Annotated in this window: 22 protein-coding genes; 14 read left to right on the forward strand and 8 right to left on the reverse strand. The window is 55.0% G+C overall.

From position 1 onward, the window contains the following. Window positions 1–5 precede the first annotated feature (5 nt). Window positions 6–431 (reverse strand): OsmC family protein, encoded by a 426-nt coding sequence (locus PHA01_RS22495; RefSeq protein ID WP_271898576.1) that lies wholly within the window; start codon window positions 429–431, stop codon window positions 6–8. A 36-nt stretch (window positions 432–467) separates the two neighbouring features. Next, the gene (locus PHA01_RS22500) at window positions 468–800 is read right to left on the reverse strand and encodes a hypothetical protein (protein ID WP_271898577.1); all 333 of its coding nucleotides are present in this window, start codon (window positions 798–800) and stop codon (window positions 468–470) included. Between the two features lie 276 nt (window positions 801–1,076). On the opposite strand from PHA01_RS22500, the gene PHA01_RS22505 reads away from it, so the two are divergent. From PHA01_RS22505 to PHA01_RS22525, 5 genes are all read left to right on the forward strand, one after another. Then, window positions 1,077–1,616 carry a tetratricopeptide repeat protein gene (locus tag PHA01_RS22505; RefSeq protein ID WP_271898578.1) on the forward strand — a complete coding sequence of 180 codons (540 nt, stop codon included), beginning with the start codon at window positions 1,077–1,079 and terminating at the stop codon, window positions 1,614–1,616. Between the two features lie 56 nt (window positions 1,617–1,672). Continuing rightward, complete coding sequence (locus PHA01_RS22510; protein WP_417021015.1) at window positions 1,673–2,299, forward strand: RNA polymerase sigma factor; 627 nt, start codon at window positions 1,673–1,675, stop codon at window positions 2,297–2,299. Further along, the gene (locus PHA01_RS22515; protein ID WP_271898579.1) at window positions 2,296–3,096 is read left to right on the forward strand and encodes an anti-sigma factor family protein; all 801 of its coding nucleotides are present in this window, start codon (window positions 2,296–2,298) and stop codon (window positions 3,094–3,096) included. The genes PHA01_RS22510 and PHA01_RS22515 overlap by 4 nt, the downstream gene beginning before the upstream one ends. 80 nt (window positions 3,097–3,176) lie before the next feature. Continuing rightward, window positions 3,177–4,895, forward strand: a complete 1,719-nt coding sequence (locus PHA01_RS22520) for an AMP-binding protein (protein WP_271898580.1) — start codon at window positions 3,177–3,179, stop codon at window positions 4,893–4,895. 162 nt (window positions 4,896–5,057) lie between these two features. Continuing rightward, complete coding sequence (locus PHA01_RS22525; protein ID WP_271898581.1) at window positions 5,058–5,552, forward strand: hypothetical protein; 495 nt, start codon at window positions 5,058–5,060, stop codon at window positions 5,550–5,552. A 152-nt stretch (window positions 5,553–5,704) separates the two neighbouring features. Here the strand turns inward: PHA01_RS22525 and PHA01_RS22530 are convergent, their stop codons facing one another. Continuing rightward, window positions 5,705–6,553: an alpha/beta fold hydrolase gene (locus PHA01_RS22530; RefSeq protein WP_271898656.1), complete on the reverse strand. Its 849-nt coding sequence runs from the start codon at window positions 6,551–6,553 to the stop codon at window positions 5,705–5,707. Window positions 6,554–6,702: 149 nt separating this feature from the next. After that, complete coding sequence (locus tag PHA01_RS22535) at window positions 6,703–7,062, reverse strand: COG4315 family predicted lipoprotein (protein ID WP_271898582.1); 360 nt, start codon at window positions 7,060–7,062, stop codon at window positions 6,703–6,705. Between the two features lie 197 nt (window positions 7,063–7,259). On the opposite strand from PHA01_RS22535, the gene PHA01_RS22540 reads away from it, so the two are divergent. Next, entirely contained in the window at window positions 7,260–7,691 is a 432-nt protein-coding gene (locus PHA01_RS22540) for a GFA family protein (RefSeq protein WP_271898657.1), read from the forward strand. Between the two features lie 7 nt (window positions 7,692–7,698). Here the strand turns inward: PHA01_RS22540 and PHA01_RS22545 are convergent, their stop codons facing one another. Continuing rightward, window positions 7,699–10,365, reverse strand: coding sequence for an autotransporter family protein (locus PHA01_RS22545; protein ID WP_271898583.1), 2,667 nt, complete (start codon window positions 10,363–10,365; stop codon window positions 7,699–7,701). Between the two features lie 355 nt (window positions 10,366–10,720). On the opposite strand from PHA01_RS22545, the gene PHA01_RS22550 reads away from it, so the two are divergent. Genes PHA01_RS22550 through tmpB form a run of 3 tightly spaced genes read left to right on the forward strand, consistent with a single transcriptional unit; the run spans window position 10,721 to window position 12,347 of the window. Continuing rightward, window positions 10,721–10,966, forward strand: coding sequence for a hypothetical protein (locus PHA01_RS22550; protein WP_114430138.1), 246 nt, complete (start codon window positions 10,721–10,723; stop codon window positions 10,964–10,966). Window positions 10,967–10,977: 11 nt separating this feature from the next. After that, window positions 10,978–11,724 carry a 2-trimethylaminoethylphosphonate dioxygenase gene (gene tmpA / locus PHA01_RS22555; RefSeq protein ID WP_271898584.1) on the forward strand — a complete coding sequence of 249 codons (747 nt, stop codon included), beginning with the start codon at window positions 10,978–10,980 and terminating at the stop codon, window positions 11,722–11,724. After that, window positions 11,724–12,347: a (R)-1-hydroxy-2-trimethylaminoethylphosphonate oxygenase gene (gene tmpB / locus PHA01_RS22560; RefSeq protein ID WP_271898585.1), complete on the forward strand. Its 624-nt coding sequence runs from the start codon at window positions 11,724–11,726 to the stop codon at window positions 12,345–12,347. The genes tmpA and tmpB overlap by 1 nt, the downstream gene beginning before the upstream one ends. A 121-nt stretch (window positions 12,348–12,468) precedes the next feature. On the opposite strand, the gene PHA01_RS22565 is transcribed toward tmpB, so the two are convergent. After that, window positions 12,469–12,999: a flavin reductase family protein gene (locus tag PHA01_RS22565; protein ID WP_271898586.1), complete on the reverse strand. Its 531-nt coding sequence runs from the start codon at window positions 12,997–12,999 to the stop codon at window positions 12,469–12,471. Window positions 13,000–13,258: 259 nt separating this feature from the next. On the opposite strand from PHA01_RS22565, the gene PHA01_RS22570 reads away from it, so the two are divergent. Beyond that, window positions 13,259–13,402, forward strand: a complete 144-nt coding sequence (locus tag PHA01_RS22570) for a hypothetical protein (RefSeq protein WP_271898587.1) — start codon at window positions 13,259–13,261, stop codon at window positions 13,400–13,402. Window positions 13,403–13,604: 202 nt separating this feature from the next. Further along, a complete protein-coding gene (locus PHA01_RS22575; protein ID WP_271898588.1) occupies window positions 13,605–13,763 on the forward strand; it encodes a hypothetical protein in 159 nt (52 codons plus the stop codon). Between the two features lie 263 nt (window positions 13,764–14,026). Here the strand turns inward: PHA01_RS22575 and PHA01_RS22580 are convergent, their stop codons facing one another. After that, window positions 14,027–14,476: a host attachment family protein gene (locus tag PHA01_RS22580; RefSeq protein ID WP_271898589.1), complete on the reverse strand. Its 450-nt coding sequence runs from the start codon at window positions 14,474–14,476 to the stop codon at window positions 14,027–14,029. Window positions 14,477–14,612: 136 nt separating this feature from the next. Continuing rightward, window positions 14,613–14,801: a hypothetical protein gene (locus PHA01_RS22585; RefSeq protein ID WP_271898590.1), complete on the reverse strand. Its 189-nt coding sequence runs from the start codon at window positions 14,799–14,801 to the stop codon at window positions 14,613–14,615. A gap of 134 nt (window positions 14,802–14,935) precedes the next feature. Here PHA01_RS22585 and PHA01_RS22590 point away from each other — a divergent pair, with 134 nt between their 5' ends. The 3 genes from PHA01_RS22590 to PHA01_RS22600 all read left to right on the forward strand — a co-directional run bounded on the left by PHA01_RS22590 (window position 14,936) and on the right by PHA01_RS22600 (window position 16,023). After that, window positions 14,936–15,301 (forward strand): putative quinol monooxygenase, encoded by a 366-nt coding sequence (locus PHA01_RS22590; RefSeq protein ID WP_271898591.1) that lies wholly within the window; start codon window positions 14,936–14,938, stop codon window positions 15,299–15,301. 102 nt (window positions 15,302–15,403) lie between these two features. Continuing rightward, entirely contained in the window at window positions 15,404–15,634 is a 231-nt protein-coding gene (locus PHA01_RS22595; RefSeq protein WP_224512779.1) for a hypothetical protein, read from the forward strand. Between the two features lie 77 nt (window positions 15,635–15,711). After that, window positions 15,712–16,023, forward strand: a complete 312-nt coding sequence (locus PHA01_RS22600) for a hypothetical protein (RefSeq protein WP_271898592.1) — start codon at window positions 15,712–15,714, stop codon at window positions 16,021–16,023. Window positions 16,024–16,083 lie beyond the last annotated feature (60 nt).

Below are 16,083 nucleotides of genomic sequence, written 5' to 3' on the forward strand. Positions count from 1 at the left end.
CCGCTTCAGTCCGCTAGCTTGGTGACGAAATCGGCATTGCCGCGCAACGTATTGCTGACGGTACATATCTCTTCGGCAGCCTCGACGATCTGATGCTTCGTGGCGTTGTCGAGATCGCCGTCGATCTCGATGGCAATATCGAAGCGGGCGATGCGCGACGGCCCGTCATGCGCCTTTTCGCCAGTCACGTGCACGCGGACTTCGCCGAGCCTATCGGTAACGCCAAGGCGGCTGGCGGCAATACGCGCGCTCAATGCAATACACGCCGACAATGAACTGTAGAGCAAATCGATCGGGCTGAAGCCTGGTTCGGAAACCGAGGTAACAACGCCCATCTTGCCTCCCGTCTCCGACGTGACGAGCGGCAGTTCCTTGGGCTGGAGTACGGACGTTGCGCCTACGGAGCGGGTCCTGATCTTGAGTTCAGACATTGGATGATTTCCCGACAATATATGCCCAGACTCTACTCAGCGCGCGTACGAAACGCTACCGCTTTGTACCCTCTCGAGCGCTCTCATCGCTTCGAAAAGCATTTCCCTGTCCCGTTGATGCGCCTCAAACAGCGCGACGAAGGCAGGGTTGCTGATCTCGTGGGGTTTCGGCGCAGCCTTGGCGCGATCAAGACTGTTGTCTGCAGCGCGCCTCGCGGCGTCGACGCGCTGCTTTGCTGCGTCGATTACAGAGAGAGCCTGGCGCTTGCCACCTGTCGACACGGTTGATCCCGCTTCGGTTCCTGCAATCAAGGATTGCAAAAACTGTCCGCTGGCCTCATCCACACGCTCGACTGGTCTACCGTTCATGCCATACGCTTTTCATTCACAAATTCACTTTGTTGCAGTATAAATCCTTGTTCCTCCGGACAGAACGCACCGGGAGTCAGAATCCTTCCGAATATGAGTAAACAATTCCAGTTTCTGGCAGCTTCTGGAAAATCAATTGCGGCAATATTGTTTACCGCCTGCCGCAGCCCGATTCGTTTAGCTATTGTCCGCCTCGAAATATTTGGCCAGATCTTCGAATAAATCAGGACGCGGCGTGTTCTCCACATGTCAGATTGTCATTCGGAGACAGAACTCATGAAACACTCGATCACATCCACCTTGCTCGGTGCCAGCCTCGCCCTCGCTGCTTTTTCCATGCCGGCCTTTGCTGCCGGCGGCGGCGGTACCGACGATTCCGCCACGACGCCCACCTGCCCCAAGGGCCAGGTCTGGAGTTCCAAGGCCAAGAAATGCGTCAAGAAGACCAGCAGCGCCGTTCCCGACAAGGACCGCACCGAGTACGCGTACACGTTGGCCAAGGCCGGGCGCTATCAGGAAGCACTGGAAATGCTCGATACGCTGAAAGATCCAAACACCAAGGAAGCACTCAACTATCGCGGCTATGCCACACGCAAGCTCGGCCGCACCGATGAAGGCATCTCCTGGTACAAGAAGTCCGTAGCGCTCGATCCGAAATACGCAAAGGTTCGCGAGTATCTTGGCGAAGCCTATGTCATCAAGGGTCAGCTCGATCTCGCCAAGGACCAGTTGATGACGATCAAGTCGATCTGCGGGACCACCTGCGAGGAATATCGCGATCTCCATGAGGCGATCGAAAAGCCCTCGAAGATCTGACCTGGCTATCGCCCGGCTGAAAGCGGTTGTGATTTGTTCACAAAGAAGGGATCAAGGTGACCATCGCTCATCGCCAACTTTCTGCTTATAGTCGGGCGACACCAGACGCGTCGTCAGCGGCGGATGTCCGCAGTGGACCTGTCTGGACGGAGGCAATCATCGCGAGCGAACACGAAATCCGGGCGAGCCTTGCCCAGTATCTCGGCCGGCTCTGGCGGTACGGTATTGTACTGTCCCGCCAGCGCGACGTTGCCGATGATCTCGTACAGGCGACCTGTGTTCGCGCGCTGGAGCGCGCCAGCCAATTCACGAGTGGGACAAGGCTTGATCGGTGGCTGTTCTCGATCATGCATTCGATCTGGCTTAATGAGGTCCGCTCGCGCCGCATTCGCATGGGTAATGGTTTCGTCGACGCCGACGTAACCCTTTCCTTCGACGGCGAACATGAAACCGAAACGCACGTCACGGCCAACCAGGTCTTGCGCCAGGTAAATGAATTGCCGGAGGCGCAGAGGACCGCCGTGTTTCTTGCCTATGTGGAGGGTCTGTCCTATCGCGAGGTCGCGGAGGTCCTTGATGTACCAATCGGCACGGTTATGAGCCGCCTGGCAACGGCCCGTGCCAAACTCGCCGAACACGCCGATCCCGATGTGAAGGCCAAACAGATGAAAGGAGGGAAATGATGGTTGATCTGAAACACGCCGAAATGCCCTCCGACGAAATGTTGGTCGCGTTTCTCGACGGCGAACTTGATGGCGAGGAGCGCGCGCGGATCGATAGGCTGATCAAGATCGATGAGGCGGTCGCCGCGCGATATGAATTCCTCTCGCGCAGTGAAATGGCCTTTTACGATGCGTTCCAGCCGCTGCTCGAAAACGCCCCCACAGCAAAGCTGGAAGCTATCCTGGGCGGGCTCCCTGCTTCGATCACCGGCGAGCCCGCTTCAAGGGGGTTGAGCCGCCGCGGTTTCATGGCCGCAGCCATCGGGCTGGTCTTTGTCGGCGTCGCTGCCGATCGAGGTTTCATGGCGTTCAAGCAAGCTTCCAGCGATCATGATGACGACTGGCGGGCAGTCGTTGCCGAATACCTGTCGCTTTACACGCCCGACACACTTGCCAATCTCGATAGCGACGAGCAATCGCAGAGCGCGCAGCTACAGAACGTAGGAGACGCGCTCGGCCTCTCGCTTCCTCTGCAGGCAGTGTCGTTGCCGGGGATCCCGCTCAAACGCGCGCAGGTTCTCCAGTATGATGGCAAGCCGCTTGGGCAGATCGCCTATCTCGATCCCGAACACGGACCAATGGCTCTGTGCATTGTTCAATCGTCGAGTGGACCGCGTTCGCCGCAAACCGAGCGACGACACGGCATGAACGTCGTCTATTGGTCGGATCAGACCCATGGTTACATGCTGATCGGTCGTAACACAGCGGATGAATTGAACGATTTGGCGGAAGGGGTGCGAACAGCGCTCGCCGCATAAGCTTCTACGAAAGCCGGTGGGTATTCCATGCTGATTGGACTACGGTAGGCATTCTGTGCATTTGACCTCGGAGGAATGTCATGCGCCCAGTCACCGAACTGTTAGAAAGCGATGTGGCTAGACTAAGTCACGTGCACGGCGCCACTGAGCCGCCATTGCTGGAGACCACCATCTCACAAACGCTCGATAGGGCGGCCTTGCGATGGCCCGATAGCGAAGCCGTTGTCTCGGTCCATCAAGATGTTCGGTGGACTTATGGCGAGCTGAAAGCAAGAACCGATGCTTTCGCCGCTGGCCTGATCGCGTTGGGGCTGCAGCGCGGCGACCGCATTGGCATATGGTCGCCCAACAATGCGCAATGGGCATTGACCCAATTCGCTGCGGCAAAAGCCGGTCTCATTCTCGTCAACATCAATCCCGCCTATCGCCTCTCCGAGGTCGAATACACGCTGAACAAGGTAGGTGTAAAAGCGTTGGTTGCGCTCGAGCGGTTCAAGACGAGCGAATATGCCGAAATGATCGAAGCCCTCGCCCCGGAACTTTCCTCGGGTGAAGGGGAGATCAATTCTTCAAGACTACCCTGTCTGAAGCATGCCATCTTGATTGGAACACACGTTCGCCCCGGATGGATCGCGTTCGAAGATGTACCCAAGCTCGCAACAGAAATTCACCGCGCTCAACTGTCAGATCGTGACGCAACAACGGGTTGCGCGGATCCGGTCAACATCCAATTCACCAGTGGAACGACTGGTTTGCCCAAGGGCGCTACACTTTCCCATCGCAACATACTCAATAACGGTTTTTTCGTAGGCCGTAGCGTTGGCCTGAATCCCGGAGACCGGCTCTGCATCCCCGTCCCGCTTTATCATTGCTTCGGCATGGTCATGGCAAATCTTGGCTGCGTCGTGCATGGCGCAACTATGGTCTATCCGTCCGAAGCCTTCGACCCGTTGGCGGTCTTGAGTGCCGTTGAAGCCGAGCGGTGCACGGCTCTTTATGGTGTGCCGACTATGTTCATTGCCGAGCTCGGACATCCCGAGTTCGAACGCTTCGACCTGTCATCCTTGCGAACCGGCTGCATGGCGGGATCGCCCTGCCCCGTCGAGATCATGAAGCAGGTCATCGAACGCATGCACATGCGGGATGTCACCATCGCTTACGGGATGACCGAGACCAGTCCCGTCAGTTTCCAAAGTTCAGGCGAAGACCCGGTTTCCCGGCGGGTCTCGACGATCGGGCGGGTTCAACCGCATCTCGAATGCAAGGTCATCGATGTCAATGGTAGTACCGTTCCTCGCGGCACGCCTGGCGAGCTCTGCACCAGGGGTTATTCCGTCATGATCGGCTACTGGGACGATCCGGAAAAGACAGCAGAAGCGATCGACGAAGATGGCTGGATGCATACCGGTGACCTCGCGACCATAGATGATGAGGGCTATGGCAATATTGTCGGACGCCAAAAGGACATGGTGGTTCGCGGCGGCGAAAACATCTATCCGCGCGAAGTGGAGGAGTATCTGTTTCGCCACTCCAAGATCAAGGACGTTGCCATCGTCGGCGTTCCTGATCCGAAGTTCGGCGAAGAACTCTGTGCCTGGATCATTTTGAAGACCGGTGAAGACGCCGACGAAGAAGAGATCAAGGCGTTTTGCCATGGACAAATCGCCCATTACAAGGTGCCGAGATACGTCCGTTTCGTCGAAGCATTTCCTCTGACGGTAACAGGCAAGATCCAGAAATATCTTATCCGCAAACAGATGGCGGAGGAGCTTGGAATACAGGAACAGAAAACGGCCTGAAAACCAGTCCGCTGCATTCTGCTAATGGCTAATTGACACTGTGAACCCGGTTAACCTAATCCGGGTGGTACTGCTTGGCTCAAAATTTCAAGACGGCTATACGGGGTTATTGCGGGAGGGCGCGAAACTGTGCTCCTTCGCGACTCAAGAATGGAGCACGCTATGATCAAATCCAAACGCGGCAACTTGTCTGGCTTATTCCTTGCAATTCCAATAAGCGTTTTATTGGCGTTCGGTGCCGATGCCAAATCGAAAGGCACACCGATGCCAACCGACACACCTCGTGCGTATCTTGCGGTGTCGAACAGCACGCCGGCGACCTTGGGCGAAACAATGAACCTCAGTCGGACAACTGCCCGCTTCTCCAAACTCAAAGGCGAAATGAAATTGCGATATTCCGGAGTGTGGAATGCCGGAGAAAATGCGCAATATGGCGGGGAGGTTTATCAGGTACTCAATGCCGACGACTTCTTTGCAAAGAACAAAGGTAAAAATGGCTTCTGTGATGAACCTGTCCGGTGGCTAACAGTAGTTGATAAAAGCAAACAACTCCTTGAAGGAACAATTCTTGTCGCGATGTTCAACATTCAGGACTGGCACAAATATACCGAGAACACCACCGGCTTATGCAGTACCGACTCGTTTCAGTTGAAATAACGCCGAGAAGACGCGGTCTGCTGTTTCCATTTAACTGAGGGCGTCATTTCCGCCGGTCGAACGGCCATTTTCGTCACACTCATAGCTGTCGCGCTCTTCGGATTGCAAACCCCTACTACTTCACCTCGCCATAACAGTCGCGACCTGCGGGATCAGTTGTCGATGAAGTCGCGCACGGCCTTGTTGTAACCCTCCGGGTCCTGCAGCATGGCGAAATGACTGGCGTTATCGAGGATGACCAGTTTGGCCCCCGGAATCGTCTTGGCCATGTATTCCGTATGCTCACGCGTAATCGCCTCGTCATGATCGCCAAGAACGATTGCCACTGGCGTCTTGATTTTCTTCAGATCGTCGTCACTCCAGTTGGGCTGGCTTGCCCACATACCACTGATCTGTTCGACAAAGGCATCATACTGGTCCGGCGTAGGCGAAATCTTCTTGTAGATTTCGCCTGACTTATCAATATAGGCCGCGAAGGTCTTGTTTTTCATGACATCTGGATTCACGCCGTCGACCTTGGAGTTGGCTGCCTGCGCGAAGAGTTTCGTCAGCCTCTCGGGGTGATTCATGGCGATGTCGAGACCAATTATCCCGCCGTCACTCCATCCAACCAGCGCAGTCTTGTCGACCTTCAGGAAATCGAGAAGCGCGAGGTAATCCGATGACATCAAATCATAGCTGTAAGGATCGGCGTTGCGGGTCGAACGTCCATGGCCACGGCTGTCGGCGACAATAACCATATGGTCTTTCGCAAGGTCGGCCACCTGTGCACCCCAGATATCGGCATAGCCGAGGCCGCCATGTATGAGGAGAACGGGTGGCCCCTTACCATAGACGGCATAGTACATTTCGATGCCGTTGACTGGAGCCGTGCCGCTTTTCTCAGCCGCGGGCATTGGTGCTGGCGGGGGAAGCTTTTCCCAGCGCTCGGCGGCTTGAGCGCCTGAACCAGCCAGCGTGAGCAATAGGATAAATGCGGGAGCTAAGGATCTAAGAAACATCATCTTTCCCTTCAAGGAGCACGAGATGTGGTGCATGCATCCTAACCAAGATCATTGTGTTTGGCGACTGTTGCGCTGATTTGGAAGTGAAGGCAGACGTAACAAAAAAGGCGGCCCGCGAGCCGCCTTCGAAATATGCAGGAGGTGTCCTACTTGGCAACGTGCCAGACACCGCCGACGCCATCGCCAGTCATATCGCCGGCTTTCTTGTCCTTGGCGAACGTATAAAGTGGTTTGCCTTCATAGGCCCACATTTCCTTGCCCGCCGTGTCCTTGACCAGCGTCCATTCGCCTTCAGCCTTCGCCCCTTTGGCGGCATGGAATGCCGGCCAGTTTTTCAAGCATTTCTCATCGCAGTTCGATTTGCCGTCCTTGTCCTTGTCGAACGTATAAAGCGTCATGCCCTTCGCGTCGGTCCACATGTCGCCCATCTTTTTCGCAGGTTCTGCCGCGAAGGCAGAAAGGCTGGTGGCGGCGAGAAATCCCATTGCGATCAAAATTGTCTTCATTGTTTTCACTCCCTCTTTGGGATTGCCAGCGGGGCGCTGACAGTGCCCGTTCTTAAGCGAACCAAGCCGTTCGCATCGAAGAATACTCTACCACATTTCGTTCCGAATTGAGGCACTGCAGGCGCATTTTGCGCTTTGATTTGATACATTTGGTCTTGATTGCTAGGAATTCGATGACCGACATTCAGGAGTGGACAATGGATCTCGATATCAGCGAAATTAATGGCGCCTGCCACTGTGGATCAGTGCGCTTCCATGTCAGACTATCAAATGGTCTCCACACGGCACGCCGTTGCACCTGCAGCATTTGCCGGATGCGGGGCGCTGTCGCCGTGTCAGCGAAAGTCGGTGATCTCGATATAGTGGCGGGTGAAGACAAGCTCAGCGTCTATCAATTCAACACGATGACGGCCAAACACTATTTCTGTTCCGGATGCGGTATCTATACGCATCATCGGCGCCGGTCCAATCCGAATGAGTACGGCGTGAATGTTGCCTGTCTCGAAGGGATCAGCCCTTTCGACTTTGACGAAGTGCCAGTGAGCGATGGCATTCACCATCCATCGGACAGCAAAAAAGCCAACAAGACCGGTCCTGTTGGCTTTTTGCGATTTGTCCGCGCGGACTAGATCCTGATCACCACTTGACGGTCAGGCCGATATTGCCCTCGAATATCTTCTGTTCGGCGCCCTCGACGTCGAACGTGTAATCTGCCACGGCAAATGCGCTGACCTTTTCGGTAAAGTCGTGCACGATACCCGCGCCGAGTTCCAGCGAAGTCGACTCGCCTTCGGTGGTGATTGCATCCGGACCGAAAAGCACAGAGTCGGTGGTGCTGAAGCCGTGCCACAGATTGGCCTTGACGTAGGGCTGGAACAGACCGGCCGAGGTTTGGTATTTCCCCTGCACCCGGAACCCGAGCCGGCCCGTGAAACCATCATCATTGTCGAATCCGACATCGGAGAATCTGTCCGATTGATCGTCAAGCGAGATGGTCTGCCATATGATCTGTGCCTGCGGCTCGATGGTCCAGCTTTCCGATAGCGGGATCGGGTAGCCGCCTTCCAGCGATGCGGTAAAACCCGTGCCGTCGATATCGATGCCGACACCGCGATTGGAGGTCGCGTCACCGCCGAACCACGATCCCATCAAAACGCCGTCCAGATACCATCCGCCCGGGCCCATATGCGTCCAGTAACCGCCAAAGCTCGTCGTATCGAGATTGAGGCTGCCGGTGTTCACACCATTCCACCCGAGCGCCTGACCGTTGACATCCGCGTCGAGATTCGAATAGCCAAAGAACAGACCGGCTATATCGCGATGTCCGTTTTCGTGCTCCCAGCCGAGAATATCGAGACCGGCCTGTATGCCATAGAGGTTTCCATCAATGGACGGATCAACGGTTCCATCCCAACTCTGCTCGGTCGATTGCCCGAAGGCACGGCCCCAGGCGGCGGAGAAGTTCTCGCGGGAGTTGACTACGCCCTGTTCGCCCCGTCTTTCGTGGAACGTGCCGAGCGTTGCCAATGCGGTTTGGCGCGCGGCCGGTCCGATAACCGAATAAGTTGGAACCTCAATGCGATAGAGCGGTACATTGTCACCTTCAACCGGCGTCGCGCCGCGATTTGGAGGTGGAGAGTAGCCTGGCAAAGGCGGTGCAACAAAACCCTCAACTGGCGGATTAACCGGGGCGTCGGCCGCCGCGGCCTGTGGCGGCGGAGGCGGCGCTACTGGCGCAGGATCGGTTGCCAATACTGGCGGCTCGATAATACCTGAACCGTCCGGTGGCGTTTCGGGCGGGGGTGGAGGCGCTGGGGGCGGTGCCGGCGGCTCCGCCTCCGGCGCAACCGGTTCAACGGGCGGATTGTTGTCGACCTGCTCTGGTGCAGCTGTTGCACCATTGTTGATGGTTGAACGCAGGTACCAGTTTTCAGCAGTTCCGGCTGTTACACCGCCTTTAAACAGGAAATATTCGTAGGCGCCAGCTGCGACAGGATCGTTGAGTGCAAACGTGCCGGATCCAGTATTTGCGCCATTGATCCCTTCGACAACCAGAATGCCGTTCTGCGTTGTAAGGCCGCCGACGCCGCCCTGATTGATGATGCTCATGCCTGTAGTGCCGCTCGCCGTGCCACCGGAAATAACCAGCTTATCGGACCTCGAAGCATCATCGCCGAGGACCGTATCAAGGAACAGGAGACCATTATTGCCGGTATAGTTGCCGGCGATGGTGAAGCTGTCGGCTTCACTGTCGTTGCCGTTCGACAGGTCGATACGTCCGGAGTTGATGACATTGACCAATTGGCCCGCCGAAAACGCCTGGATACCCGTATCTGTATGACCGGCAAAGACCGTGCTTGAAGAATCGATGTTGAATGTACCAGTCCCCGTACCGGCATCGCCAAGCACAAAGTTGCTTTCGAACCTCAGTTCAGTGTCATTGGTTAGTGAAACATTTTCCCAGCCCTGGAACCGCGTCACAGCATCGATCGTTACGTTGCTGAATGTCAGATTATCAGTCCCCGTCCCGCCGGATAGCAGGGTCATGCCGCCCATATTGCCATTCGTCAGATTTGTGAGCGTTGCGGTGTCGTTGCCGGCTTCCAGCTCGATCCCGTTATAAATGATACCGCCACTCCACGCGAAGGTGTCGGCGTCATTGCCAGTCTTGATGCCGTTGCCGATGCTGCCGCCACTCACGGTAACACTGTCGATGCCGCTGCTGGTGCTGATATTGCCGCCGATAACGCCGCCGGAAATTATGATCGTGTCGCGGCCAAGTCCTGTGACGACGTTCCGGTCGACGGTTCCTCCGGACATGTTGTAAAAATTGTCGTCGAGCTTCATGTTGACACGGCCGATGCGGCCGCCTGTCATAACAGCGTTGTCACCATCCTCGAAGAAGTCGATGATGTGCCCGCCCGACATGGTGAAAGTATCGAGACCGTCGCCCTGGGCCAGTGAGCCGATCGTCCCGCCGCTCATCCTGTAGTCGTCGATGCCGCTGCCCTGCTGAACCGTGCCTCCGATCGTTCCCGAATCGACGATAATGCTGTCCGTCCCAGCACCGAATGTCACATTACCCGTGATCTGGCCGGTTCCTCCCGTCGGAAGAGTGAGGGAATTGTTTCCGCCTGTATCTGTCAACGATGCGGCTGTGCCGCTGTCGCAAATATAAGAATCGTTCCCGGCGGTGGGGACAAATGTACAGGCGGCAGATGCGGTTTGATTGGATATGGAGAGTGTTATGAGGGAAACAGAAGAAAGCCAGAAGATTCGTGTCAAAAGCTTAGACGACTTCATGTAATTCCCCCTATAGCGATCATATGATAAGGGATTGCCAACTACTCAAAGCAGTCCCCGCGACCAAACAACGATATCGGCAAGTGCAAGCTAGTTTCACATCGAAGGGTGTGCAACCCATGGTTTAATGTGAGCACACTGAACTTTACCGGTGTGGTAAATTGGTCTCACTTTTGTACGCCGGAAGACTTTAAACTTGGCGTTCGTTAACAAAATATTCTTTTGTATTACAAATTTTGGCTCCGATCAGATCAGCTCGAGTTCAAGGTCGGCGCTCCTATTTCCGGATTTGACTGCCTGTTGATATTCCGTTGTAATCGAAATAGAAGCGCATGGACTGACCGGAGAGCACACGATGGACCGCTACGAAACCTTCGCGACCTGGATCTTCATCGTCTTCGGTGCACTCATCATTGCCGGGCTGATGGCCTTCGCGATTACTACCACGGACAAACCTGCTTTTCTTTTCGCGCTGGCTTCCGCATGCGCCGCATTTTTTCTTGGCTTCGCCGTGATTTTCGATCAGCCCCGGCTTTACGGATTGATCTTGTTTGTGTCGGTAGCGCTGATCGCGGCCTCAATCACTGCGATCGTGACCTGACGCAGTGGAAGTTGCTACTTCTACTCCAGCGCTCTGATATTGCTGCCGAGTTTGGCAAGCTTGTGGGCGGGCCGGTTGAAAGCGGTGCCTTGTTTAAGGTTGCCAATCTTTTTGGCTATATTCGTGAAACCAACTACGGCAGACATTTTGAGGTTCGCACAGAAGTAAACCCGTCGAACCTTGCCTATACCGGGCTTGGCCTGCAGGCGCATACGGACAACCCGTATCGCGATCCGGTTCCGACGCTGCAAATTCTGTATTGTCTGGAAAATTCTGCTGAAGGCGGCGAAAACATGGTCGTTGACGGCTTCCGCGCGGCAGAACGGCTGCGTGAGGAATTCCCGCGTGGTTTTGACCTGCTGACACGCCATTGCGCAAACTTCGAATATTCCGGCAGTGCCGGCGTCTGCCTGCGTTCCCGCCGACCGATGATCGAGCTCGCACCGGATGGAGAACTGGTTGGCATCCGCTTCAACAACCGTTCGACAGCAGCCATCACCGACGTTCCCTATGAGGATATGGCTGACTACTACGCCGCTTACCGCAGGCTTGGCGAGATCATAGACGATAGTTCCATGGAAGTGACGTTCAAGCTGGCTCCGGGCGAATCTTTCATTGTCGACAACACCCGCGTTCTCCATGCCCGCAAAGGATATTCCGGTGCGGGCTCCCGCTGGCTTCAGGGCTGTTACGCCGACAAGGACGGCCTGCTTTCGACCCTGAGCGCTATCGAACTACAAGACCGAAAGGCGGCGTAATGACGAAACCTGATCCTGAAAAACTGTCGCCAGAGACAATCGTCGATTTCCTCGGCGATATCTTCGAGCGCCGCGGCGGCGAGGAATATCTCGGCGAACCCGTCACCATGGCGGAACACATGCTGCAAGGGGCCTATATTGCCGAACAGCAGGGTGAACCGGATATCATCATCGTTGCGGCTCTGCTGCATGATATCGGCCATTTCACCAGCGAGTTCGGCACGTTCTCCATGGACGATGTGCACGACAAGCATCATGAAGAGGCGGGTGCTCAGGTCCTTGAGCGCTTCTTTCCAAGCCTTGTGATCGACTGCGTGCGTTACCACGTGGCGGCCAAGCGCTACATTTGCGCGACGGATCCGGGCTACTTCGGGCAGCTTTCGGCAGCGTCCATCTACTCGCTGAAGCTGCAGGGTGGGCCGATGAATGACGCCGAAATCGCTGAGTTCGAAAAGAACCCGAATATCAGTGAAATCGTGCGGGTGCGCCATCTTGATGATGCCGGCAAGATTGCCAACATGACCACGCCCGCCTTCTCGCATTTCGCCCCGATGGTACAGCGCATCGTGAACGCGCATCTTGAGGTGGCGACAAGAACTGTGCGAAATCATACGGCAAGCTAGAACGGACCTCGAACTACACTGATCCGGCTTGCCAGGCTGCAGTGTCGAACCGTTCGTCCGGGGGAGAGGCGTGGCTCGCCCCGGACGACCCCGCCTCTCCATTTCTACCAGACTTCTGAGTCTACGACCTGATCTGGCGATAGGCGCCATGCCAATAGATCAACGGTTCGGCATTGTGGCGCAACGTCACTGCCCTGACCCTGCCGATCAGGATGCCATGCGAATGCCGCTCGATGGCATCGTCGAGTTCGCAATCGAGCACCGCCAGCGCATTGACCAGCGCCATCGTCCCTGTGCTGAGCTCCTGCCAATCTGCACCTTGATAGCGTTCCGCGCCCTTTCGACCATCTCTTCCAGAAAAACTGTCGGCCACATGACGCTGATCATGTGCCAGTATATTGATGCAGAAGCTGCCATGCCGCTGCAGGACCGGCCAGGATGAAGACGCGCGATTGATGCTGACGATCACCGAGGGCGGATCTATAGTCAATGACGAGACCGACGTCGCAGTGAACCCCGTGCGGTCGACGCCACGTCCAACCGTAATGACGCTCACAGCCGCCGCCAGGTGCCGCATCGACTCCTTGAACAGGTCGGCGTCTACGGTCAGCTCGTGGTGGGCCAAACGCGCCACGCTTGGAAAAATGGACATTCATTTCCTCGTTCATTGGATTGTCGCGAACCGCCGGGACGCGACGAAGACTCTCATCCTGCATTGCAACACATCAGGTGTGCCTCGAACCAGACCGCTCTTTGCTCCGCTTGGCCGCATTTGGCGATTTTGTTTTGCGATTTTCGCAGATTTCCAGAAATCGATTTCATCGGATGCGAGTGCCGGATTTCATCCGCAACTATCACAGAGCCATCCCGTTTCGTAATAAGATGGCCCCTCGGCAACGAGGATAATCCTGATGGCTTCAACAGATTACACCAGCACGCGCAATTCGCCCCAGGGTGTTCGCCGTTCCGTGGGGGGTCGCGCCCTTGGTGTGGTCCTGTTTGTGACTGCCTTTGCGTTTCATGTGGCGGTCCTTTTCAACCTGCTGCCGTCATAGTTCCAGGCCTTGGACTTCCGATGATTTTGTCCGAATAATTTTGCTGGCAGCCGGAACCAACGTACACTTGAAACATTTCTATAAGACTGGTCCCAAACCAGTCTTGGCTTAACCCCACAAAGCCAACATGACCCAATCCTCACGCCCCTTGAGGATTGGGTTTTCTGCATGAGCTGAACAGCAATCGTGAGTGGAGAAAACAATGTCGATTGAAGATGCCAAACATGCGATCGAAGCGGCCATTCATAGCGGTGATTTCAAAAGTATGGGCGTGGCTGTCTTCAAGGCAATCAATGCCTTGGAGCAAAGAATCAAACGGCTTGAAGAAGAAAGCGAACGTAGCAGGGCAAATTTAAGATAGACTTTTGCCATCTGAACCTTGAAATTTTCGCGATATGTGCTAGCATTTTTGTAGGTTGAGTGTAGCGGTACCTTGAGCCTGCGCCGCACTGAAACGATGCGCGATATTCTTATCCAGAGTCCAGTTTGTTAGAGCCAAATCAAGCCTCAACTTGCGAAACCCCTACCGGTCACGGCAGGGGTTTTGCTTGTGTACTGTGAAGTGCCATAACACCAGCTTAGCCGACTAATCAGCCACGTTTCACTTTGCTAGCGCCCGAGGCTCTAACTCTCTGTCAGGATGGACTGGATATCGGTGATTGGGTGATTGGTCAGGGTTTTCGGGATTTCGCTGACTATCCTGTCAGAGACTTCCTTGTGAAACTCCTGGCGCATTTCGCCGAGCACCAGCGGTGGAGCAATCACAACCAGTCGTTCGAAACGTCCCTTATGGGCGTAGCTATAGAGTGCGTCGGCTACTTCCTTGGCAAATCGTTTCTTCGAAATCTCATGCCAGTCCGTGTCCTCCACAGCACTGCGGTGCGGGCTTGGTCCGTCATTGAAACGCCCTGGCCTGTCGCTTCCCTGTTCTCGTGTCGCCGGATTCGAGTGATGCATTTCATGGATGGTGCTGAGTTGGACATGCTTCATATCGTTTTCATTACGGAGAAACAGTGCCTTTTCCCCATCGGCAACGACGATCCAGGTCTTTTTGTTCAAAACGATGTTGGCCATCTCAAGCTCCCTTCGCCATATATTTATCAAAGGCTATCTTCCTTTCACTTTCAGTTTGTCGTTCAGCGACAATGAGACCGCAATTGCTGTGGCCACGATAAAAAAACAACGCTGGCGGGTAAGAGAGGTTCCGATTTCATAGGGATCGTTGCCTCCTGACGTAATAAAGAAGTCCCGCACCAATCGCGATCGTCAGCAACCCTATGGTGATCCATCGCGTTTGACCCACCATGAAGCTACCGCCGAGAACACTGAGGCCCTGAAGCGCCCAGATTGCGCCCATGATGATAAGAAGCACGGCAACGATCGACAGGATGGTTCTCATTTGGTCCGCCTCTTTTCAGGTTGCGTTTTCATTCTCGCACCATCAAGGCAGGATGAAAACACTTATGAAACAGGCGCTGGATTTGTAGATTGGCGGCTGATAGACCTCGTTGCAAAGCAGGAGGCTGAAATTTTATGACTGCATTGACGATTATCGTTGAATTCGAAACGCACGAAGGCCGCGAAGAGGAATTCACTGCGCTCATCCGCGAGCATGCCCGCAAGACGCTGGAAGAAGAACCCGGTTGTCTGCGTTTCGAGGTCATCAAACCCATCGAGCGCAATGGAACACCCATTGCCAACAAGGTCATGGTCAACGAACTCTACGCAAATGAAGCGGCGGTGACGGCTCACGAGAACAATCCGCGCCTCGTCAGAGTGCGGGCGGCTAATGCGCCCTTGCTCAAGTCCAGCAGGTTGATCCTGGCACAATCATTGACCGGCAAGGCAACCGACGAAGGCTTGACGCCGCAACAGCTGAACGCCAGCAATGACGACTAGGCTTGAACGAAAGTTCAATGACATGATCATGAAAAATGTGCGATGACTTGTTCAGCGCCATTCAACAGCAACCTGATCAAGCCGGACCGGAAGAATAGAACGATGAAGAGATTGGCTCTGGCTTTCCTGCTGCCTTGCACCCTTGCGATGTCTGGTTGTGGCGCAATGCGCTGGATGAGCGAAGCGCCGCAAAACGCGTCCAGCTGTGCCGGCTGGAACAAGATCAGGATCAAGCCGGAAACGGCAGTCTATCTTGTGAAGAACGATTTTTCCGCCAGCATAGATATCGATTCGCACAATCTCAACGGTCAGCGAAACGGCTGCTGGAAATAGTCCGCTGAATGCCGTAGTCGGAACCAAAACCCATAAATCACGTTCCCCTTTCTCTACTTATGGAAAGGATTACTGAAATGGCAACGAATACAACCAAAGTTCAGGCTATGGCTGAAAAGGATCTGCAAAATCAGGTCGCGGCGTTGCGCAAGCAGCTGGCAACAATCAGCAAATCGCTTTCCGAGCACGGCTATGAACTTTACGAAAATGGCGGCAGCTCTGCCTACGAGGCGGTAAAGAAGAACAGCCGAAAAGCAGCACGCTTCGTTGGTGAGGAAGCGCACATGGTCAGTGAAAAAGCCAGGGAGAACCCGATGACCGCGGTCGCCATTGTTTCTGCCGTCGCCGGCATAGGTCTCCTGGCAGGATTAAGCGCTTATCGGCGTTAAAGACCAAGCCTTGAAATTCAGGGGCACGCTTCATATATGATGTTTAGAATTCGTCTCCGC

It is taken from the genome of Candidatus Phyllobacterium onerii, assembly GCF_028331445.1.
Lineage (GTDB): Bacteria > Pseudomonadota > Alphaproteobacteria > Rhizobiales > Rhizobiaceae > Phyllobacterium > Phyllobacterium onerii.